Below are 19,870 nucleotides of genomic sequence, written 5' to 3' on the forward strand. Positions count from 1 at the left end.
GTTCTCCGGCAAACCTACGGCATCTACCCGGCGTCGGGCACGGATACCCGCGCGGCCGCGTCAACGGCGAGCACCTCGTCCAGCTTCGACGCGGTGAGCCCGAAGGTGGTCCGCAGTGCCGAATCGTCGACGACGAACTCGCGGTGGGACATGTGTTTCGTCTCGAACAATTCGCCCAGAACGGGTCCTGCTCGGCGAGTTCGGTGATCTGCTCATCGGTGAGCACCACGAGTTCGGGGCAGGCGGCCAGGCTCAATTCGTCGACACCCCACTCCCCGCCGACGACGGCCTCTCGCTCTCGGCCCCCGAGCGTCTACCGCGCGAACTTCAGTACGGCGCGATTGGCGGATAACCCGGGTAGGGCTGGTAGCCCCGCGGCGCCGGAGGTGCGAAGAAGGGCGAGGACATGCTGTTCCACAGCAGGATCACCGCGGCGAGTCCGATGGCCACGGTGACGGTGCTGAACACCAACGCGATCCCCACCGTCGAGGTGACGAACGCCATCACCGTGCCGATGACATAGAACAGCGCGTTGATCCCGAAGAACACCGTCCCCGTGATCCGCCCCCAGTTCTTCCCCGCCCGGCAGACGAACGCCATCCACACCCACAACCCGGCCGTCACCACCGCACTCACCATGGCCCCACCCACGCTCGCGTACACGAGAAGATCGAGGCTTTCCCCCCGCAACACCCCACCCGAAGCGTCGAGCGCGTCACTGCGCGTCTTGTCGAGCAGCGTGAGCGAGTACGCCATGCTGAGCACCGTGACCACCGCCCCCGCCAGCATCACATAGAACGCGATCTGCACACTCTGCGGAACAACCCGCGGCGCGACATCCACCGGCGGATACACACCACCCGGCACGGGATACGGAGCGCCCGGTCCATAGGACGGCGGCGATCCCGCCGCACCCGGCACCGGACCGAACGGCGGCTGCGGGATGGGCTGGCCCGGCGCGTCCGGATACGCCGTCAGCCCGTCATCCTGGGATGGATAGCCCTGGCCTGCGGCCGAATCTGACATCGAGCTGTGCCCCCCTTGTTGTGAAGTCGGGCCAACTCTAGCGGCAGCCGCCGACACCGGCCGACTGTGGACGATCGGCGTCAGCGAACGCCGACCAGCTCCCGAGCCGCACTGCGATACCGATCGACGATCAACCGGACAACCCCCGGATGGACACCGATCGGCTCGGCCACACCATCGGCTCCAGCGTCATGCAACCGCTGGTGAAAGAGACCGTGCGCCAACAGATAAGACGCGATGTACACCCGTTCCGCGCCCGACTCACGCAGCGACGCAACAACTTCAGGCACCCGAGGCGTCCCCGTAGCCACATACGCGATCCGGACCGGCGCCCCCAGCTGCTCGGCCAGCATCCCCGCAGCCCGCCGAACATCCTGCCGCGCACGCGAATCCGAAGACCCGGCAGCAGCGAAGACAACCGCGTCCCCAGGCATCCACCCGGCAGCCCGCAACCGCATCGCCATCACCCGCGTCAACGCCGGATCCGGCCCCATCGCCTCGGTCACGGCAACAGCGCAGTGCCCACTCTCGGCAATCTCACGCGGAACATCCTGATACACGTGATAACCCGAAGCGAGAAACGCCGGAACAACAACAGCGGGCCCATCGAGATCCCGCAGCACCTCAGAAGGCGAAGGCCCGAGCACATCGACAAACGCAGTCCGCAGCGAAGCGTTCGGCGCCGTGGACACCGAAACCCCGAGTTCGGCAGCCACCGCATCGGCGAGCGCCGCGATCATCTCCACCCCACGCGCACTGCGGGTCCCGTGCGCGACGAGCACCAGCGCCGGATCACCCGGCACCCCGGCGCTCACCACACCCCGATCGCTTGGGCAGGCCGAGGCGACCGCGCGGGCGTCCCGATCCCCGCGGGGTGCGGCGGCTGCACAGCCGGACGCACCGCGGGCGTATCGGAGCAGTCAGCCGCATCCAGGGCCAACCGGTACCCACGCTTCACCACAGTCTGAATAGCCTTGGGAGTCCCGAGCCCGGCCCGCAGTCGCGCGATCGCGGTCTCCACCGCATGGGTGTCGTCACCACCACCGGGCAGTGCCGCGAGCAGATCCTCCCGCGAGACGACCCGTCCCGGCTGGCGAGCCAGCGACCGCATCAACGCCATCGGCGCGGGCGCCAGCTGACGCACCTCACCGTCGACGACCACACAGCCACCACGCACGCTGACCAGATGCCCGGCCGCGTAGATCCGGCTGGCGCGACGCGGAAGTTCTTCTGCCACATGGCGAGCCAGCGCACCCAGGCGGGCACGGCCCGGCATCGTCGTCGGCACGCCGAGCTCTTCCAGCGGTGCCGCGGTGATCGGCCCGACACAGGCAGCGAGCACCCGGCCGCGGAACGCGTGCAGCACCGACTCCAGCAGCCCGGTTTCCTTGGCGCGCATCAACAGTGACGCCACGGCGGGCGCGCTGGTGAAGGTGACGCAGTCCAGACTGCCGGAGATGATCGACTCGATCATCGTGTCCATCGGCCCACGGTCGGCCGGCGGTTCCCACCGGTACACCGGCACCGGAACCACGTCGGCGCCCGCGCAGCGCAGCACCTCGCAGAAGTCGGGAACCGGCTCCCATTCGGTGGTCGCGCCGTGCAGCTGCACCGCGATGCGGACGCCTTCGACGCCCTCGGCGAGCAGGTGATCGAGCACTTCGGCCGAGGACTCCGAGGCAGGCGACCATTCCTCGCGCAGTTCGGCGGCGCGGATCGCGCCCTTGGCCTTGGGGCCACGGGCCAGCATCCGGGTCGAGGCGAGGGTGTCGCGCAGGACCTCGGCCAGACCCCAGCCTTCGGCCGCTTCCATCCAGCCGCGGAAACCGATGCCGGTGGTGGCGACGGTGATCTGTGGCGGATCGGCGATCAGCAGTTCGGTGACCCGCTCGAGCTCGGTGTCATCGGCCAGCGGGATGATGCGGATCGCAGGGGCGGACGCGACGGTCGCGCCCTTGCGGGTGAGCAACGTACTGAATTCCTCAGCGCGGCGAGCCGCGGTGACGCCGATGGTGAAGCCGGCAAGGCAGGGGCCACTGTCGGTGGGAGAGGTCATGGGGTCGGCACCGGTTCGTTCGAGACCGCGACGACGCCGCCGTCGAGTTGGACCGCGTAGACCGGCAGGGACTTGGACTCGTCGTCGAGACAACGACCGTCGATCAGCGAGAAAGCCTGCTTGAGCAGCGGCGAAGCGACGACGGGAATGCCGCCACGGTCACCGATGATGCCGCGCGACATCACCGCGGCCCGCCCGAACGGATCGATATTGCCGACGGCGGCCAGCGTGCCGTCGGTGAGTAGGAACAGAGCCGCCTGACGGCCGCCCTTCAGCAGGACAGCTACGCCGCGCCCCGGGATCAGGAAATCGAGTCGGCAGGCCTGGGTCCAGGTCGCAGTCTCAGTGGTGATGGTGGGTGTGTCGATAACGGTCATCGGTTCCTCCTCCGAACGCCTTACCTATTGGTACAGGCGCCCTGTTTCCGCAGCGTTAAGTGCTTATTTCCCGACTGGTGCTGTGTCCGAACCAACACTGACGGGCATGCCCGGAAGGCCGAGGAGCACTGGTACCTTGCGTTCGCCGCTGTCGTCGAACGAAATCGTCGGATCGGCTTCGTCAGGGGCATTGACGAAGGAGACGAAGCGCGAGAGCTTGTTCTCGTCCTCGAGGACCGCCGCCCACTCGTCCTTGTAGCCCTCGACGTGCTTGGCCATGGCGGCCTCGAGGTCACCGGCGATGCCGAGGCTGTCGTCACAGACAACCGCCTTGAGGTAGTCGAAGCCACCCTCGAGGGCCTCCTGCCACGGCGCGGTGCGCTGCAGACGGTCGGCGGTGCGGATGTAGAACATCAGGTAGCGGTCGATGTAGCTGATCAGGGTCTCGTCGTCGAGCTCACCGGCCAGCAGCACCGCGTGCTTGGGGGTCAGGCCGCCGTTGCCGCCGACGTAGAGGTTCCAGCCGTGCTCGGTGGCGATCACGCCGACGTCCTTGCCGCGGGCCTCGGCGCACTCGCGCGCGCAACCCGACACGGCCAGCTTGATCTTGTGCGGCGAACGAAGACCACGGTAGCGCTTTTCCAGCAACACGGCCATGCCGACCGAGTCCTGCTGGCCGTAGCGGCACCAGGTGGAACCGACGCAGCTCTTCACGGTGCGCAGCGACTTGCCGTAGGCGTGGCCGGACTCCATGCCGACGTCGACCAGGCGCTTCCAGATCAGCGGCAGCTGCTCCACGCGGGCGCCGAACAGGTCGATGCGCTGACCACCGGTGACCTTGACGTAGAGGCCGAACTCCTTGGCGACCTCGCCGATCACGATCAGCTGGTCGGCGGTCACCTCACCACCGGGCATCCGCGGGACGACCGAGTAGGTGCCGTTCTTCTGCAGGTTGGCCAGGAAGTGGTCGTTGGTGTCCTGCAGCGCTGCCTGCTCGCCCTCGAGGATGTGCTCGCTCGAGGTCGACGCCAGGATCGAGGCGACGGTCGGCTTGCAGATATCGCAGCCCGAGCCCTTGCCGTGCTTGGCGATCAGTTCGGAGAAGGTGCGGATGCCGGTGACGGCGACCACGTCGTACAGCTCGGCGCGCGACTGCGAGAAGTGCTCACACAGCGACTTCGACACCGCCACGCCGGACTGCTCGAGCAGCTTCTTGATCATCGGCACACAGCCACCGCAGGAGGTACCCGCGTTGGTGCAGCTCTTGACGGCCGGGATATCGCAGGCGCCCTCGGCGATCGCGCCGCAGATGTCGCCCTTGCTGACGTTGTTGCAGGAGCAGATCTGGGCGTCGTCGGGCAGCGCGTCGGCACCCAGTTCGGCGCCTGCCGGGGAGATCAGCGCGGCGGCGTCGGCGGGCAGCGGGCGCCCGACCAGCGGGCGAAGGGCCGCGTACTGGCTGGCGTCGCCGACCAGGATGCCGCCGAGCAGGGTCTGGGCGTCGTCGGAGACGACCAGCTTGGCGTAGGTGCCCTTGGCCGCGTCGTGGAGCACGACCTCGAGGGCGCCTTCGGTGGTGCCGTGCGCGTCACCGAAGGACGCCACGTCGACGCCCATCAGCTTCAGCTTGGTGGACATATCGGCACCGGGGAACTCGCCCGCACCGCCGAGCAGGCGGTCGGCGACGATCTCGGCGGTGGTGTAACCGGGTGCGACCAGGCCGTAGCAGACGCCCTCGATCGCGGCGCACTCACCGATCGCGTAGACGCTCGGGTCGGAGGTCTGCAGGGTGAGGTCGGTGAGGATGCCGCCGCGGGCGCCGATCTCGAGGCCCGAGGCCTTGGCGAGGGCGTCCTGCGGGCGGACACCGGCGGAGAACACCACCAGCGAGGCCTTGATCTCGGCCTCGTCGGACAGGTGCACGGTGACCTTGTCGGCGCCCTCCTCCTCGATCGAGACAATCTTGGCGGTGCCGACCCCGGTGTGCACATTCAGACCGATATCGGTGACGAGCTTCTCCAGGATCGCGCCACCACCGGCGTCGACCTGGGCGGGCATCAGGCGGCCGTTGTACTCGATGACGTGCGGGGTCATGCCGAGCAAGCGCAGCGCGTTGGCCGCTTCGAGCCCGAGCAGACCGCCGCCGACGACCACACCGTGCGCGCCGGGACCGGCCGCTTCGGCGGCGGCGCGGATGCCGTCGAGATCCTCGATGGTGCGGTAGACGAAGCACTCGGGCAGGTCGTGGCCGGGCACCGGCGGCACGAACGGGTAGGAACCGGTGGCCATGACCAGCGCGTCGTAGGCGATGACGTCACCGTTGGTGCTGGTGACTGTCTTGGCTTCGAGGTCGATGGACTCGCCACGCTGGCCCAGCCGCAGGTCGACCAGGTCGTCGCCGTCGTACATGTTGCCGGGCAGGGCCAGGTCGTCGGCGTTCCAGTTGCCGACGTAGTAGGACAGGCCGACGCGGTCGTAGGCGGGCAGCTTCTCCTCCGACAGGATGATGACCTGCCACTGGCCTGCCTCGTCGCGCGAGCGAAGGGCTTCGACGAAACGGTGTCCGACCATGCCGTGGCCGACCACGACCGCTGTTTTACGAGTGCTGTTCATGAGAGTGACCTCCTTGTAGTGGTCGGTTGTCAGCGAGCCGACGAATTGGCCGACGAAGCGTTGGTTTCGGCCTCGAGGACCATGTGCTCGGCCTCGACCACCACAGCGGAGTCGGAGGTGAGACGGGGACGGCGCAGGAAGACCGTCCAGGTAACGGCGGCGCAGACCACGTAGAAGGCGAGGAACACCCAGAACGCGGAGGTGGCCGAAGCGGTGCTGGCGTAGGAACTGCGCAACACCATGTTGATGCCGACGCCGCCGAGGGCGCCGATGGCGCCGACGAAGCCGATCAGCGCACCGGAGGTGTTCTGCGACCAGGCCGCCTGCTCGACCCGCGAGACCGGCAGGCTCTTGGACTTGGCCTCGAACACCGACGGGATGATCTTGGTGACGGCACCGTTGCCGAAACCGGACAGGACGAACAGGGCGATGAAGCCCGCGACCAGCATGGTCATGGTGGCGCCGGTCGCAACGCCGGAGTTTCCGTCGGCCATCGTCGAGGCGGTGACGACGAGCAGGGCCGCGAGCATCATGGCGCCGAAGGTGGCGATGGTGACCCTGCTGCCACCGATCCGGTCGGCCATCTTGCCGCCGTAGGGGCGGGCCAGCGAACCGAGCAGTGGGCCGATGAAGGCGATCGACGCGGCGTGGATGGCGGCCTGCGCGGCGGTGTCGCCACCGGCCTTGAAGCTGATCTGCAAGATCTGGGCGAAGGCGAAGCTGTAACCGATGAATGAACCGAAGGTGCCGATGTAGAGGAAGGCGATCGCCCAGGACTGCGGCACCCGCAGGGCCTTGACCATGTAGGACAGGTCGGCCTGCTGGTTGGTCAGGTTGTCCATGTAGAACGCGGCGCCGACGGCGGTGACACCGACCAGGACCAGGTAGACCGCGCAGATCACCGAGGCGTAGTCGCCGCCGAGGGTGACCAGCACCAGCAGGCCCAGCAGCTGGATCACCGGGACACCGATGTTGCCGCCACCGGCGTTCATGCCAAGCGCCCAGCCCTTGAGGCGCTGCGGGTAGAAGGCGTTGATGTTGGTCATCGAGGACGCGAAGTTGCCGCCACCGAAGCCGGCGAACGCGGCCACGATCAGGAACGTGGTGTAGGAAGTGCCGGGCTGGTTGACGAAGTACAGCGTCAGCATCAGCGGGACGAGCAGCAGGAACGCGGAGAAGATCGTCCAGTTGCGACCGCCGAAGCGGGCGGTGGCGACGGTGTAGGGAATGCGAAGGAACGCGCCGACCAGGGTGGGCATGGCGACGAGGAAGAACTTGCCCGCCGCGTCGATGCCGTACTTGTCGGTGGGCATGAACAGCACCATCACCGACCAGATCGACCACACCGAGAATCCGATGTGCTCGGCGATCACCGACCAGATCAGATTGCGCTTGGCGACGTCCTTGCCACCGGCTTCCCAGGCCGCGACGTCCTCGGCATCCCAGTTGTCGATGTCGTGGTTCCGCTTCAGCGTGCTCAAGATTGGGCCTCCCAAAAGTGCGATGGCCCAACGGTAGGAAATGGGTATTGCCGAAATGCTGCGGGAAATGTCGCTTGAATCAACGGTTTCTCACCTCCCTCCGGTCAGCGAGGTGAGATCAGCCCTTTTGTTTCCAGCATGTGTCGCAACGATTTCCGCGCGTAAGGAAGCAGCAAGAAATCGGGATATTCACCCGTGAGGGTGTGAGCTGCGCCTCCTCTCAGCGACTTTAGGCCAGAGTCACGCGCGCCGCACTTCGGCAGGCGTCCGACGGTGAGAATTTCGTCGCGTCAGCCCGTTCCCGGTGAGTTACCGATGTACTGGCGAAATCAGTCGTCAGTTACCAAGAATCCTCGAGCATGCGCGGCTTGCACGCTTGCCAGGCACCCGCGAGCAGGACACCGAGGGCGACGAAGAGCATGGCGAACGGGACGAGCCAGCCGCCGGTCCACGTGTGCAGCATGCCGAACAGCAGCGGGCCCGTGCAGGCGATCGCGTAGCCGACGCCCTGCGTGAAGCCGGACAGTGCCGCCGAACCCTGGGGGGTGCGGGTGCGCAGGTTGATCAGCGTCAGCGCCATCGGGAAGGTCGACGGGCCGAGACCAAGCAGCACGACCCACAGCAGCGGGGCCTGCATCGGCGCCACCAGCAAGCCGATGAAAGCGGTCGCGAACAGCACCATGCAGCCGACGACGACGGGGAACGGGTTGCGCATCCGCGAGACGACGGTGGGCGCGCCCAGCGCCGGGATCAGGCCGATCAGCGCGAACAGGCCGACCATGCTGCCGCCGAAACCGGCGCTCGCGCCCGCGTCGGACAGGATCTTGGGCAGCCAGGCGAACATCGCGTAGGTGGTCAGCGAGGTCATGCCGAACATGCCCGCCATCCCCCAGGCCACCGGTGAACGCCAGACTTTGCCGGTCTCCGGCGCCTCGGCGGGCAGTCCGGTGGTGTCGACCGTGTCGCGGCCACGCCGATCGCGCAGCACCACGAACCACGGGATCGCGGCGGCGAAACCGACCAAGGCCCACACGCCCATCGAGATCCGCCAGCCGTGCGCCTCGGCCACCGGCACCGCGATGAACGCCGGAATAACGGTACTGAGCTGCACCATCACGATATAGAGCGAGCTGATCGCGGCCAGATGATCACCGAAATACCGCTTCACCAGCGGGGGAATCACCACATTGCCGATGCCCATGCCGAGCAGCGCGACCCCGGAGAACGCCAGCAACGCACCGGTCCCGGTGGCGAACACGCGCACCAGCGACCCGGCGCCGGCCAGCAACATCGCCACGAACACGGTCCGCTCGAGCCCGAACCGGCGCACGAACAGCGGCGCGATGAGTCCGGCGAGACCGAACATCGCGGTCGGCAACATGCCGAACACCCCGACGATCCCCGTCCCGTACCCGACCTCGGCGCCGATCTTCTCGGCAAGCGGACTGAATGCGGTGACAGCGGCGCGCAAGGTCAGCGCCGACATGATGATGGCCGTCAACACGAGAAGGCGGCCTTCGATCAAAGACCGCCGAGTGATCTCCGGAGCGTCGACCTCGGCCGCGCTGATCTCGGGAGCACCTGGGTAACTCACCGGGGACGGGCTGACTGGACCAGCATCGTCGCGCCGGTCGCCCACGAGGGTCGACGCGACGCCTGAGTCTGGCCAAGATTCGCGGAGAGGCGGAATGAGCGGCGGCACTCGGGAATCATAGGATGACCCGATGACTGCTGCCAAGCGACTGTGAGCGATCTCCCGCGCGAACATGGGTAACTCACCGGGAACGGGCTACCGCACAGCCGACATCCCGCCGGTCGCCCGCCCAGGCCAATCCGCGCACCAGTCCGGCCTGAAGTCCCGGAGCGGCGGAACAGCCCAGTACCCTTGCTGACGTGCAACCCGTCCGGCGTACCAGCCTCATCGCCCAGGTGACCGAACAGCTTCGGGCCGAGATTCGTTCCGGCCGTTGGCCTGTGGGCCAGCGAATCCCCACCGAACCGGAGCTCACCGAGCTCACCGGCACCGGCCGAAACACCGTGCGCGAAGCTGTCCAGGCGCTCGTGCACGCAGGCATGCTCGAACGCCGTCAGGGCTCGGGCACCTATGTGATCGCTACCTCGGAGGTCGGCGGCACCCTGGGCAAGTATTTCGCCGACGCGCAGGAACGCGACATCCTCGAACTGCGCCAGGCCCTCGACACCACCGCGGCGGGCCTGGCCGCGCGCCGCCGCGACGACGCCGATATCGCCACACTGCAGCGCCTGCTCGCCGAACGCAGCAACCGGAACTGGTCCGAAGCCGACCCGGTGGCCATCGCCGCCGACGTCGAATTGCACCGCGCGATCGTCGTCGCCAGCCACAACGCGGTATATCTGGAGTTCTACGATTCGCTGCTGCCGATCATCGAACAGGTGATCCACGCGCGGACCGCGAAATCCGACGACGCCTACGACACCGAGCACGCCGAACTCGTGCAGGCCGTCATCGACGGCGACGCCGAGCGAGCCGTGCAGGCCGCCAACTGCTTCCTCGGGTCACTCATCGCGGAATACCCGGACCGCTGAGCTGCGAATTCTCGCAGTTCCTAATTCCAGGTAACCGGGCTGTCACCACCAGCGAATTCGCGCGGTGAGCCGTAGTTGCCTGGAACGTCACCTGAGGCCATTGTCACGCAACAACCGGCTCCTACCTTTATCTCGACACCGCACACGCGCTCGATCGAGAGGAAGCCGATGACCGCAATCGCCGCCACCGGCCAGGCGACGGAATCTCCGTCGTTCGAATATGAGAAGAAGGGTCGCTGGCTCACCCAGTGGGAACCCGACAATCAGAAATTCTGGGAATCGGGCGGCGAGAAGACCGCCAAGAAGAACCTGTGGTTCTCCGTGCTCGCCGAGAACCTGGGCTTCAGCGTCTGGGTGCTGTTCGGCTCCATCGTCACCGCCATGGGCGCGGCGGGCTTCACCTTCCTGGAAGGCCTCGGCAAAGGTAACCCCACCGCCGTCGCCAACGCGCTGCTGCTGACCTCGGTCCCCACCCTCGTCGGCGCGACCCTGCGCATCCCGTACACCTTCGCGGTCCCCAAGTTCGGCGGTCGAGCCTTCACCGTCTTCAGTGCGGGGATGCTGCTGATCCCGACCCTCGGTCTGGCGTTCTTCATCAACCAGCCCGGTACCCCGATGTGGGTCTTCCTGCTGCTGGCCGCGCTCGCCGGTGTCGGTGGTGGCAACTTCTCGTCCTCGATGGCCAATATCTCGTTCTTCTTCCCCGAAGGCAAGAAGGGCGCCGCGCTCGGTATCAACGCCGCAGGCGGCAATCTCGGTGTGGCGCAAACACAGCTGGTCGCCCCGCTGCTGATCACCTTCGGCACGCACCTGCTCGCCAAGGACGCCGCGGGCTACCGGTTCGGCATCACCCTCGCCATCCTGGTCTGGGTACCGTTCGTCCTGGTGGCCGCGTTCGGCGCGCTGCGCTACATGGACTCGATCGTCTCCGCCAAGGCCGACGGCAAGTCCTACAAGCTCGCGCTCACCAACCCGCACACCTGGATCATGTCGTTTCTCTACATCGGCACGTTCGGTTCGTTCATCGGCTTCTCGTTCGCCTTCCCGACCCTGATCAAGGCCAACTTCCCGCACCTGGCCTCGATCGGCTGGATCAGCATGGTCGGCAACCTGGCCTTCCTCGGTGCGTTCGTCGGATCGTTCAGCCGACCGGTGGGCGGGTGGATTTCCGACAAGGTCGGTGGCGCGCGCATCACGGTGTTCGTCTTCAGCGGCATGGCTGTCGCGGTCGCGTTGATCATGACCGCGCTGTCGATGAAGAGCTTCCCGCTCTACCTCGCCGCGTTCCTGCTGCTGTTCGTGCTCACCGGCGTCGGTAACGGCTCCACCTACCGGATGATCCCCTCGATCTTCGGCGCCACCGCCAAGAAGTACGCCGCCGAACACGGCATGGAGATCACCGAGGCGCAGGCTTCCGCACGCCGTCAGGCCGGTGCCGCGATCGGCGTGATCGGCGCCGTCGGCGCGTTCGGTGGATTCGTCCTGCAGCAGGCACTTCGCCTGTCCAACATCAACTTCGGCAGTATGGCGCCCGCCTTCTGGGGTTACGCCGCCGCGTTCCTGGTGATGGCTGGTGTCACCTGGTGGTGCTACCTGCGCACCTCCGTCGCCACCGACAAGGTGCCGTCGCTGGCCTACGCCAACGTGTAACCACGCCCACCCTCCCGAAAGCCACGTTCGGTCCCCTACCGGACGTGGCTTTCGGCCGTCGTCCAGCAGGAGGCATCGAAACCTTCTACGGCGCAACCGATGACAAGGGTGCAGTCCAGCGGCCACACTTGCAGGAGCAGTCCGGAGGGGAATCGATGAGAATGCGGCCGCGGCAACAACTTCTGGATCTCTGGCGCGCGCACCTGCGCACCTCGTTCCGGGATGGCCGGTGGGTCTGGGGCGGACGCGACGGGCGCAATTCGATCAGCGAGGCCGAACATCTACTCGGCCAGGAGTTTCTCCAAGTCAGCGATGCCATGTATTCACCACGCTTCAAGGAACTGGAGGCGATCAGACAGTCGCTGGACCGGGCCACCGAGATCAGGACCAGGCGGCCGCACACCGCCGACGCGCTGGCCGCCGACGCATTGCTGCGCCTCGACGCGCTCGCCCACGCGCGCGAGGACGCCGGCCGATGAGCACCGACGCGACGCTGGTCTTCGCGACCTCTGACAAAGGTGGCACGGGACGCTCGGTCACCAGCTGCAACGTTGCCTACCGGCTATGTCTGCGCGGCCTCGATGTTGCCTATGTCGACTTCGATTTCGGGTCTCCGACAGCGGGCGCCTTATTCGAGATCGGCGGGGCCGAACGCGGCGTCACCGAGGGGCAAGGGTTGCACTCGTATCTGCTCGGGGAGACCGGCGAGCCGCAGCGACTGATCATCAGCCGCGAAACCGACCGCGCCCAACTGCGTCGCGCCACGCCGGGAGCAGGCCGCCTGGTACTGCTGCCCGGTGACGTGGGCGGCGCCGAATTCGGCTGTGACGAAGCGATTGTCGCGCGCGCCGTCGCGTTGCTCGCCAATCTGCTGAGCGAATTCGCGGTGGTAATAGTCGACCTCAGCGCCGGACGCTCAGCCGCCCTGGAGATCGCCTTGTGGGCCACTGCCTCGACCATGCCGGCGCGCCGCGCGCAGCACTGGCTGGTCTTCCACCGATGGACCCGCGAGCACGTGCTGGCCGCCGGTGGCCTGGTGCACGGACCGCACGGGCTGATCCAGACCGGTGCACTCTTCGGTCACGACCGCGAGGAACTGCTGGCATCCACGCGTTGCGTGCGCACGGCAGTCGCCGGGTCCGATCGGACCCGCACAATGGACCCGGCTCAGGCGGCCTGGCTGAACGAGCAGTCCAAGGCGCTGCGCGAACTGGCCACGGCCGAAGGCATCGGCGCGGCCATGGTGCTGGGGCAGACACCGATCGAGCCGATGCTGCAGTGGCGCGAACAGCTCATCCTCGACGCCGACGTGAACGCCCGGCTCGCCGATCTGGCGACTGTCGAGGCATACACGGATCTGGCTCGGCGACTTACCGATTCGGCGACTTGGGATATCGAGTAGATGAATTCACCAACCTATCGCGAGGCGTCGGAGGAATCGGTCACCGCACCGCTACCCATGGCGCACCTGTCGATCGAGATCGGCCACTTCCGACACGAAGAAATCCTTTACGACACCGACCTGGTCCGCGCCCGATTGCGTCGTGTCGTTCCGCTGGTCGCCGCGTTCATCGAATCGGCGCGGATCGAATTCGGGCCCGACACCCGGGTGAGCACCTGCTACCTCACCGACGACTACTTCCAACCCCGCTTCGAACCGACCACCGTGCTCGACCGACTGCTCGGCGCGGCCGCCGACGCCGGCTTGACGATCGACTACCTGGCCAGGGAATCGGCCTGCAACCAAGCGCCGGTGTTCGCGGGCGGGGAGGCCGTCGGCGCAGCCATCCCGATCGCGGAGATGGTGGCGGCTCGGCTTATCGCCGAGCCCGAGGATGAGGAAGTCACCAACGGCCGCCGGCCACCGACCGCCGAATCCGGGTGGCTGTGTAATGGGCGTCGGGAGCAGAACAGTTCATTGCGCCCGGCCATGCATCCGCAGCCGTATCGGCCGCCGCACGAGTACGGCCGCGGCGAGCATTCGATCTTCCAGGATGTGGAGCTCTGGCACGATCGGGACGGCGCGCGACGCTGGTCGTGCCCATTCCTGACCGCGGTGTGGCAGCTCCTGAGGCTGGGCATGCTGCGCTATCACGGTGCGCCCGTAGTGGATCCGCAGCCGTGGCCCGCGGGCCGGGGTTGGCCGGACCACTGGGCAGACCTGCCGCCGGTGGTTCAGCTCAACCCTGACGCGGCGCCATTCACGGCCTACCGGACGCTGTCGATGCTGCCCAAGCGCTATCTGCTGATCGAGTCGGCGGTGCGGGTCATCCTCGATCACCTCGCACCGGATGACGCTGTCACCGCCCAGGTGTCAGCCCAGGGCGCTGCCGAGCGAGTGCTGGTGTCGCCCGAAGTTGTTGAGCGTGTGGGACATCTGCTGATCGACGGAGCCTGCCAATGACGAGCCAACGCGAATGACATCGCCGCTACGCCGTCCCGCGCCACGACCGCGGATACCGCTCGTAGTACTCGGCGAGATCCACACCTGCCTGCTGCCGCATTCGGTGACCCTGGATGGCCAGGCCACCGAGGAACTGCTGTCCACGGTTGCCGGCGCGACTGTCCTACGCCGAGAACGTCCTGGGCCGCTTCCCTTTTCGCCGCGTCGCGCGACCGGCGTCGACTGCCATCTCGGCTGGGGTACGGTGACGACCGCACGCGCGGTTGGGACAGTGGAGTCGACCGCGGTTGTCGTCGGTGGCCGGTTGTCGCAGCTGTCCGCACACACCACCGTCGTGCGGGCTCGGCAGAAAAAGCGCATGCCGTGGTCGCATTACCTCGGTCAGGTCGGGGTGACAGAGGTGATCGGTGACCTGCCCGACCACGAGTTCGCCGACAAGGCATTGGCCGCAGCCTATTTCGCGCCGCCCGGCCCGAACACGCTGGATCTCGCCTCGATCTGTGCCCGACACCTCGACGAGTTGCGTTCCTCGCCGGTACTGGATCAACGACCCCCGCTGCGAGCACCGGCCACGCGGCTGCGCTGGACCGCCATCATCGGTGGCACCGCCGGGCCAACGGTGTCGATGCGTATCGAGGACAAGCTGTCCAGGACCTTACGAGTGACGGTGCGGCAGGCGACGGATCTCCCCGATGCTCTGCGGTTCTGTCAGGATGTCGCCGTCCACGACTGGCTACTTACGGTCATCGACGCGAAAGTATCTGCGGCCGAACGATTCAGCGACGGCCGGCAGGTCGCCGTGCTCGCCCCGGTGTTCGAACATCTTGCGCACCTGTGGATGCCGGGCGCGCAGGTCTCGGCCGCGATGCGGGCACCGTGGCGGGACCTGCAGGCGGCGGCCAACTTCTCCAAACACTGGACCGCCCGCGTCGAACAGATGCGGCGCCGGATCGAGGTGGCGACGTATTACGCCGCGAGCGGCGAAGACTCGCCCGGTGACAGGTGAATTACTGCCGGACAAGCGGAGCTTCGATGCAATCGCCGAAACTCCGTTTGCCGTGCTCGCGCAGCACGAAATAGCTTGCAGGGCAAGCAGGTCCGCCGGCCTCGCCCACCGCATGCCGCCCCCGTGAGACCATCGCCGCACGAGATCGATGACATCCCGAGTCCTATTGTGCAACATGCTAATTCAAAGAATCTGCCGGGCAACGGCGAGAGCCCGGACCGCCGTATTCCTTCCGCCACAACCTGGTTGCTTTACTCTGGGAGGAGGGCGCATCGAAGCTACGGGGGTCGCGAGTTGGACAGTTCGAGCGAGAGCGGTGCCACCGAGCCCTATTTCCGCCCTGTCGACGTTGACGATCTTACGGCGATCGCAGCGCTGGAATCACAGGAGTTCTCCTCGCAGCCGTACCCGTATTTCGTGTTGCGGCAACTATTCGAGGTCCACGGCTCGCACTGGATGGTAGCCGAAATCGAGCGCAAGGTCTGCGGATACGCACTGATCGCGGTCGGTCAAGAGGGGTCCGCCTGGGTAATCGGCCTCGCGGTAGCGGGTAGCCATCGGGGCCTCGGACTGGGCAAAGAGTTGCTGGTGCGCGCGGTTGATCGCTGCCGTGGTGCCCGGATCGACACGTTGTTCATTACGGTGCGTCCCTCGAACACCCCTGCGGTCAACCTGTACAAAAAGTCTGGATTCGTCTGGGTCGACCACGACGAGCACTACTTCGGGCCCGAAGAACCCCGCGACCTCCTCGCTCATCGCCTGGATGACCCCGGGGGGTATTGGTGGGATGCCGGGCCACAGGACCGTCGTTGGTCCAAGGGCGACGGGCCGCAGGGATAGCTCGTGTTCGGGGAAGATGACCATACCGACCAGCTGTCACCGTTCGTCGCATCGAAGATCACCCTCATCGAACGCCATGCCGATGCCTACCTGGAGGTCCTGGCAGCACCCGGGAGCAGCAGCGAGCAGGACAATCTGGATCAGCTCGATCGCCGGGTCGAACGGGTCCTCGCCGAATACGATCCCCCCTCGACACGGCGCGCGGGCGACAGTCTGGTTTTCGCTCATGTATACGCCCTGATCGACGATATTCCCGAGCACCCGCCCGCAGCGGACCACCCGCTGCGGGTGCTGGCGATGGCGATGTTGGCCGCGGAAATCGAAGCAAGAGGACCTCTTCGCCTGAGCAGAAGACAGAACCGCATGCTGGCGTTGATCTACGAGGATCTCGGAGCGCGGCTACTCGACGTCGGGTTACCCGCGCACGCCTGCGTCGCCTTTCGGCAGGCACGGGATCTTCATGCGATCAACGCCGACCTCGACGATCAGGACCGATGTGGGCTCGCATTGGCCCGGGCCCGCACCCGAGCGCAACGCCGGGGAATCCGCCGCGCGCCGGGCTTCATAGCAAATATCTTGTGCGGCTACGGATATCGACCGTTCAGACTGCTGGGATGGATCGCCTGCGAACTGGCCCTGTTCGCCGGCGCACTGATGCTGGTGACCGACGTCGCGGCCACCACAGCGACACATCTGTCCCTGATCGAATTCCTCAACCCACTCGGACTCGGCGACCTCGACGCCATGGGCCTCGAACCGACGGCCCGGGTGCTGCTGATCGTCGAGTCCTACCTCGGTAGCGTGACGACCTCGGTCTTCTTCGCTCTGCTCGTGCGACGATGGTTCCGGCTCTAGCAGCTACCACTGACGCATTTGCGCCGGAGTTCGGTGCAGCGCGGCCAAAGTCGCTACGGCGACGCGGTCGCGCAATTGCCCGATCCTGGCATGCCACTGACGGGAGAAACCCGGATCCTTCTCCAGTTGCTCCCACAGGCAGCGCAGCGGCGCTGGTGTGTGCGCACTGGGCATCCACAGATGGGCGAGGTGCTGCAATGCCGGTGCCAGCACCGATTCCGGTGTGCTGCCTGATGTTTGGGCGAACTCGGCATCCTCGATGACATCGATGACAGCGGTGAGCAGCCAATCGTGCACGGCCAGATCCTGGCAGTATCGACGAACCTCGGGCAGGTCGTCGACGGAGCCGATCGTCACCAGCGCGGTGCGGATTCGATCTTGGTGCAAACCGAAAAGCACCGAAGCCTGCGCACCGGGCACGACGCGGGCGGCCCACCGCAGCTGTGTGGGTTCGACCAGTAGTGGAGGCTGCTGGTCTAGCCGAACATCACTGTGCACCTTCGTCAGCAGTCGGGTGCTGACAGCAGTGAGATCCAGGACCGGGCCTGCGGCCCGGACAGTGCTGAGAAAGCCGACCACCAGACGATCGGAGATCGTGTCCGACGCCCCGGTCAACAGTTCGACGGTGCCCACTCGCCCCAGATAGTGCGACCACGTCCGTCGCTGCCCCGACGACGCCGCCGGCGCGGCGACAATGGCGTGCGCCGAGCTCTGCAACACCCGACCACCGATAATCAGCGCGTTCGTGGCGATGGTACCGACACCGCGGGATCGGACATGTGGCACCAACTGACAGTCGATGCCGACCGCCAGACGCGGCGATTCGGCCCAATCCAAAGGGCGTTCCCGAGAGAGGCCCGGCCGACCGAGCACCACGTCGAGAAGGTCCACCGCCGCACCGCGGCTGAGCGCCGCGGAATCCGGCAGCAGGCAGGTGCGCACTTCACCCAACGCCACCAAGGGGCGCCCGTCTGTAGGCATGACAAAAGTGTAGGCAACCGGAGCACATTATACGCCGCTGACACCTAAATGTCTCGTGCCAGTTACCGATCAGGACCCGTCGAGCAGTCCGTGCCCGATCCGTGCGCTCACCCGTCCGGGCAGGACGAGTCCTTCGCGACTCGCCCGATCGACAACCGAATTCACCACTCGCTCATCGAGATCGAGATGATCGAGAATCACCCGAACCGCGTGTTCGATGCCGATGTATCGCTCCGGCATCAGCGACAGGGAGCGATACGCGGTGAATGGCTTCGCGTTCGGGTTCAGTTGCATCACCGCGGGCAGATCCCGCCAGTCGCTCGGCCACTCGAATCCCTCGACGTCAGGATCTACCGCCACCGGGGTCACCGCTACCTCGTCCTGATACCGAATCATTCCGAGGCGAAGCAAATGCCACACAGAGGCGAGGAACGGACAGGACCAGAGCCGCCCGTCCGCCGAATTCGAATCCGCACGCCACATCTCGATATCGATGAAAATGGACAGACTTCGTTGACGCCCGTATTCCCGCGGCGGCGTGTACGGGCGGATGTCCATCGCAGGGCCCGATTCGCTCTCACTGGAACGGCGACCGTTGGCCAGCCATCCGAGATCTTGTGCGGGGGGACGCTGACCGGTGGTGTGCTCGATCGGCTCCTCCACCAGCATGTCGGCAACAGCCTTCGCCAGCGGGATCACTTCACCCACCCGTGGTGCCTCGTGGCAGCCGGCCTCGCGCGCGAGATAGTCGATCGGCACGCCACATGCGGCGGCCGCGCTCCGCAGCTTGGGGATGATCTCCCGCGGATCGGTATCGGCGCGAAAGTAGTCGTCGAGCAGGAAACATGTGCTCACCCGAAACGGACCATCTCCACCCGTGTGTGACCACGCCGCGGATTCGCTGGCCACGCGCTCATCGAGCATCGCCCTGACCCGTTCGAATTGCGCTTCGATCCGCTCGACTCCGTTGAGTAGATCCTCCATATAGAAGTGCCCGACTTCGATCGACAGGTGAGACATGTCGGTTGCGGGTACCGTAGCCGTCTCCCCGGCCTCGACATAGCCTGCGAATTCCGCGCTCGTCTGCATCAGACCTCCTGCCATTCGTCGCGACTCACCAGTTTGCGCGCCAGTTCCTGGAACGCGGCCACCGTGGCCGCATTGGCGATCCCGGCGCTGACGTCGACGTCGAGAATCAGTTGCTCGCGCCACTGCAGCACCGGTTCGACCGGGGTGGCACCGATCAGCACTGTCTCCCCGATCCGCTCCGCCGACGCCAGTGCCCGCAACGCGGATTCCTGCTTGTTCTGCCACGCCGCCTGCGGTGCCGTAGCGGCCGAGGTCGGAGTGTTCAATTGCGGTACCGCCGTGCGAACAAAGCGCATGTTGCGGCGCAATTCCTCCGCGTCGTGACCGGCGGCCGTCCCGCCGCGCAGCAACCCGTTCGGTCCGAGCATCAAGCCGCCCGCCGCGAGTATGTGCTGGCGTGTCCACCGATGAAAGACCAACCACCGCACCGTTGTCGCCCGCATCTGCGGTGTAGCGGCGGCACGCAGTGCGAGCTCGAGCGCCACCGACCTGCCTGCGCTCAGATCCACGATTACCACCTTGTTGGCGGCGGCGAGCCCGAGCAACAACTCGACGCACCGGGTGACGATCCCGGGATAGTCCGCCAACTTGGTCAGCTCGCCGCCACCCTCGTCACCGGGCAGCAACGTCAGCTTCGCCAACCTGGTTCGATGCTTGCGGAGGTCCTGGCGATCAGTCTGCTTGTGCACGTCGACGCTGTGCACAAGGCTGTTGCGCCCGGTCAGAAAGGAATGCGTCCCGGAACCAGGCGTTGTTCCCCGCTCGAGCGTGCCGATCTCGAATACCGCGCCCGCAGTCGGCGACCCGAAGTCGAAATCGACATAGACAGTGCTCAGCCCGCTCGCACACAGGCGATGGGCGATATTGCAGCTGGTGACAGACCTACCTGTTCCGCCCTTGTCCGAAGTCGCGAACACAATCATCGTC

19 protein-coding genes are annotated in these 19,870 nt (G+C 66.3%); 8 read left to right on the top strand and 11 right to left on the bottom strand.

Annotation, left to right across the window (positions count from 1 at the left end):
- Positions 1-23: 23 nt before the first annotated feature.
- The 8 genes from ACQHI0_RS21855 to ACQHI0_RS21890 form a co-directional block, all read right to left on the bottom strand.
- The gene (locus ACQHI0_RS21855) at positions 24-152 is read right to left on the bottom strand and encodes a hypothetical protein (protein ID WP_427903704.1); all 129 of its coding nucleotides are present in this window, start codon (positions 150-152) and stop codon (positions 24-26) included.
- 175 nt (positions 153-327) lie between these two features.
- Positions 328-1,026 (bottom strand): hypothetical protein, encoded by a 699-nt coding sequence (locus ACQHI0_RS21860; RefSeq protein ID WP_427903705.1) that lies wholly within the window; start codon positions 1,024-1,026, stop codon positions 328-330.
- An 80-nt stretch (positions 1,027-1,106) separates the two neighbouring features.
- Entirely contained in the window at positions 1,107-1,841 is a 735-nt protein-coding gene (locus ACQHI0_RS21865; RefSeq protein WP_427903706.1) for a sirohydrochlorin chelatase, read from the bottom strand.
- Positions 1,838-3,082 (bottom strand): uroporphyrinogen-III synthase, encoded by a 1,245-nt coding sequence (locus tag ACQHI0_RS21870; protein WP_427903707.1) that lies wholly within the window; start codon positions 3,080-3,082, stop codon positions 1,838-1,840. The genes ACQHI0_RS21865 and ACQHI0_RS21870 overlap by 4 nt, the downstream gene beginning before the upstream one ends.
- Positions 3,079-3,459 (bottom strand): nitrite reductase small subunit NirD, encoded by a 381-nt coding sequence (gene nirD, locus ACQHI0_RS21875; RefSeq protein ID WP_427903708.1) that lies wholly within the window; start codon positions 3,457-3,459, stop codon positions 3,079-3,081. The genes ACQHI0_RS21870 and nirD overlap by 4 nt, the downstream gene beginning before the upstream one ends.
- A gap of 63 nt (positions 3,460-3,522) precedes the next feature.
- Positions 3,523-6,072, bottom strand: coding sequence for a nitrite reductase large subunit NirB (gene nirB / locus ACQHI0_RS21880; protein WP_427903709.1), 2,550 nt, complete (start codon positions 6,070-6,072; stop codon positions 3,523-3,525).
- Positions 6,073-6,101: 29 nt separating this feature from the next.
- Positions 6,102-7,556: a nitrate/nitrite transporter gene (locus tag ACQHI0_RS21885; protein ID WP_427909249.1), complete on the bottom strand. Its 1,455-nt coding sequence runs from the start codon at positions 7,554-7,556 to the stop codon at positions 6,102-6,104.
- 337 nt (positions 7,557-7,893) lie between these two features.
- Positions 7,894-9,039, bottom strand: a complete 1,146-nt coding sequence (locus ACQHI0_RS21890; protein ID WP_427909250.1) for an MFS transporter — start codon at positions 9,037-9,039, stop codon at positions 7,894-7,896.
- 407 nt (positions 9,040-9,446) lie between these two features.
- Here ACQHI0_RS21890 and ACQHI0_RS21895 point away from each other — a divergent pair, with 407 nt between their 5' ends.
- From ACQHI0_RS21895 to ACQHI0_RS21930, 8 genes are all read left to right on the top strand, one after another.
- Positions 9,447-10,118 (top strand): FadR/GntR family transcriptional regulator, encoded by a 672-nt coding sequence (locus ACQHI0_RS21895; RefSeq protein WP_427903710.1) that lies wholly within the window; start codon positions 9,447-9,449, stop codon positions 10,116-10,118.
- 168 nt (positions 10,119-10,286) lie between these two features.
- On the top strand, positions 10,287-11,768 hold the full coding sequence (locus ACQHI0_RS21900; protein WP_427903711.1) for an MFS transporter: 1,482 nt from the start codon (positions 10,287-10,289) through the stop codon (positions 11,766-11,768).
- A gap of 155 nt (positions 11,769-11,923) precedes the next feature.
- Positions 11,924-12,247, top strand: coding sequence for a hypothetical protein (locus ACQHI0_RS21905; RefSeq protein ID WP_427903712.1), 324 nt, complete (start codon positions 11,924-11,926; stop codon positions 12,245-12,247).
- Positions 12,244-13,170, top strand: coding sequence for an SCO2523 family variant P-loop protein (locus ACQHI0_RS21910; protein ID WP_427903713.1), 927 nt, complete (start codon positions 12,244-12,246; stop codon positions 13,168-13,170). Before ACQHI0_RS21905 ends, ACQHI0_RS21910 begins: the two co-directional genes overlap by 4 nt.
- Positions 13,171-14,172: an SCO2522 family protein gene (locus tag ACQHI0_RS21915; RefSeq protein WP_427903714.1), complete on the top strand. Its 1,002-nt coding sequence runs from the start codon at positions 13,171-13,173 to the stop codon at positions 14,170-14,172.
- Positions 14,173-14,185: 13 nt separating this feature from the next.
- Entirely contained in the window at positions 14,186-15,178 is a 993-nt protein-coding gene (locus ACQHI0_RS21920) for an SCO2521 family protein (RefSeq protein WP_427903715.1), read from the top strand.
- 294 nt (positions 15,179-15,472) lie between these two features.
- The gene (locus tag ACQHI0_RS21925) at positions 15,473-16,018 is read left to right on the top strand and encodes a GNAT family N-acetyltransferase (RefSeq protein WP_427903716.1); all 546 of its coding nucleotides are present in this window, start codon (positions 15,473-15,475) and stop codon (positions 16,016-16,018) included.
- A 3-nt stretch (positions 16,019-16,021) separates the two neighbouring features.
- Positions 16,022-16,873, top strand: coding sequence for a hypothetical protein (locus ACQHI0_RS21930; RefSeq protein WP_427903717.1), 852 nt, complete (start codon positions 16,022-16,024; stop codon positions 16,871-16,873).
- Positions 16,874-16,876: 3 nt separating this feature from the next.
- Here the strand turns inward: ACQHI0_RS21930 and ACQHI0_RS21935 are convergent, their stop codons facing one another.
- From ACQHI0_RS21935 to ACQHI0_RS21945, 3 genes are all read right to left on the bottom strand, one after another.
- Positions 16,877-17,854: an SCO2521 family protein gene (locus ACQHI0_RS21935; RefSeq protein WP_427903718.1), complete on the bottom strand. Its 978-nt coding sequence runs from the start codon at positions 17,852-17,854 to the stop codon at positions 16,877-16,879.
- Positions 17,855-17,923: 69 nt separating this feature from the next.
- Entirely contained in the window at positions 17,924-18,943 is a 1,020-nt protein-coding gene (locus ACQHI0_RS21940) for an SCO2522 family protein (protein WP_427903719.1), read from the bottom strand.
- Positions 18,943-19,866 (bottom strand): SCO2523 family variant P-loop protein, encoded by a 924-nt coding sequence (locus ACQHI0_RS21945; protein WP_427903720.1) that lies wholly within the window; start codon positions 19,864-19,866, stop codon positions 18,943-18,945. The genes ACQHI0_RS21940 and ACQHI0_RS21945 overlap by 1 nt, the downstream gene beginning before the upstream one ends.
- Between the last annotated feature and the right edge of the window lie 4 nt (positions 19,867-19,870).

The organism is Nocardia sp. FBN12 (assembly GCF_050320175.1).
GTDB lineage: Bacteria > Actinomycetota > Actinomycetes > Mycobacteriales > Mycobacteriaceae > Nocardia.

Bases quoted from the DNA above. Each gene is read 5' to 3' on its own strand.
- ACQHI0_RS21905 (WP_427903712.1), top strand. From the start codon at position 11,924: ATGAGAATGCGGCCGCGGCAACAACTTCTGGATCTCTGGCGCGCGCAC.
- ACQHI0_RS21870 (WP_427903707.1), bottom strand. From the start codon at position 3,082: ATGACCTCTCCCACCGACAGTGGCCCCTGCCTTGCCGGCTTCACCATC.
- ACQHI0_RS21855 (WP_427903704.1), bottom strand. From the start codon at position 152: ATGTCCCACCGCGAGTTCGTCGTCGACGATTCGGCACTGCGGACCACC.
- ACQHI0_RS21945 (WP_427903720.1), bottom strand. From the start codon at position 19,866: ATGATTGTGTTCGCGACTTCGGACAAGGGCGGAACAGGTAGGTCTGTC.
- nirB (WP_427903709.1), bottom strand. From the start codon at position 6,072: ATGAACAGCACTCGTAAAACAGCGGTCGTGGTCGGCCACGGCATGGTC.
- ACQHI0_RS21935 (WP_427903718.1), bottom strand. From the start codon at position 17,854: ATGCCTACAGACGGGCGCCCCTTGGTGGCGTTGGGTGAAGTGCGCACC.
- ACQHI0_RS21940 (WP_427903719.1), bottom strand. From the start codon at position 18,943: ATGCAGACGAGCGCGGAATTCGCAGGCTATGTCGAGGCCGGGGAGACG.
- ACQHI0_RS21890 (WP_427909250.1), bottom strand. From the start codon at position 9,039: ATGTCGGCGCTGACCTTGCGCGCCGCTGTCACCGCATTCAGTCCGCTT.
- nirD (WP_427903708.1), bottom strand. From the start codon at position 3,459: ATGACCGTTATCGACACACCCACCATCACCACTGAGACTGCGACCTGG.
- ACQHI0_RS21920 (WP_427903715.1), top strand. From the start codon at position 14,186: ATGACATCGCCGCTACGCCGTCCCGCGCCACGACCGCGGATACCGCTC.
- ACQHI0_RS21900 (WP_427903711.1), top strand. From the start codon at position 10,287: ATGACCGCAATCGCCGCCACCGGCCAGGCGACGGAATCTCCGTCGTTC.
- ACQHI0_RS21860 (WP_427903705.1), bottom strand. From the start codon at position 1,026: ATGTCAGATTCGGCCGCAGGCCAGGGCTATCCATCCCAGGATGACGGG.
- ACQHI0_RS21915 (WP_427903714.1), top strand. From the start codon at position 13,171: ATGAATTCACCAACCTATCGCGAGGCGTCGGAGGAATCGGTCACCGCA.
- ACQHI0_RS21910 (WP_427903713.1), top strand. From the start codon at position 12,244: ATGAGCACCGACGCGACGCTGGTCTTCGCGACCTCTGACAAAGGTGGC.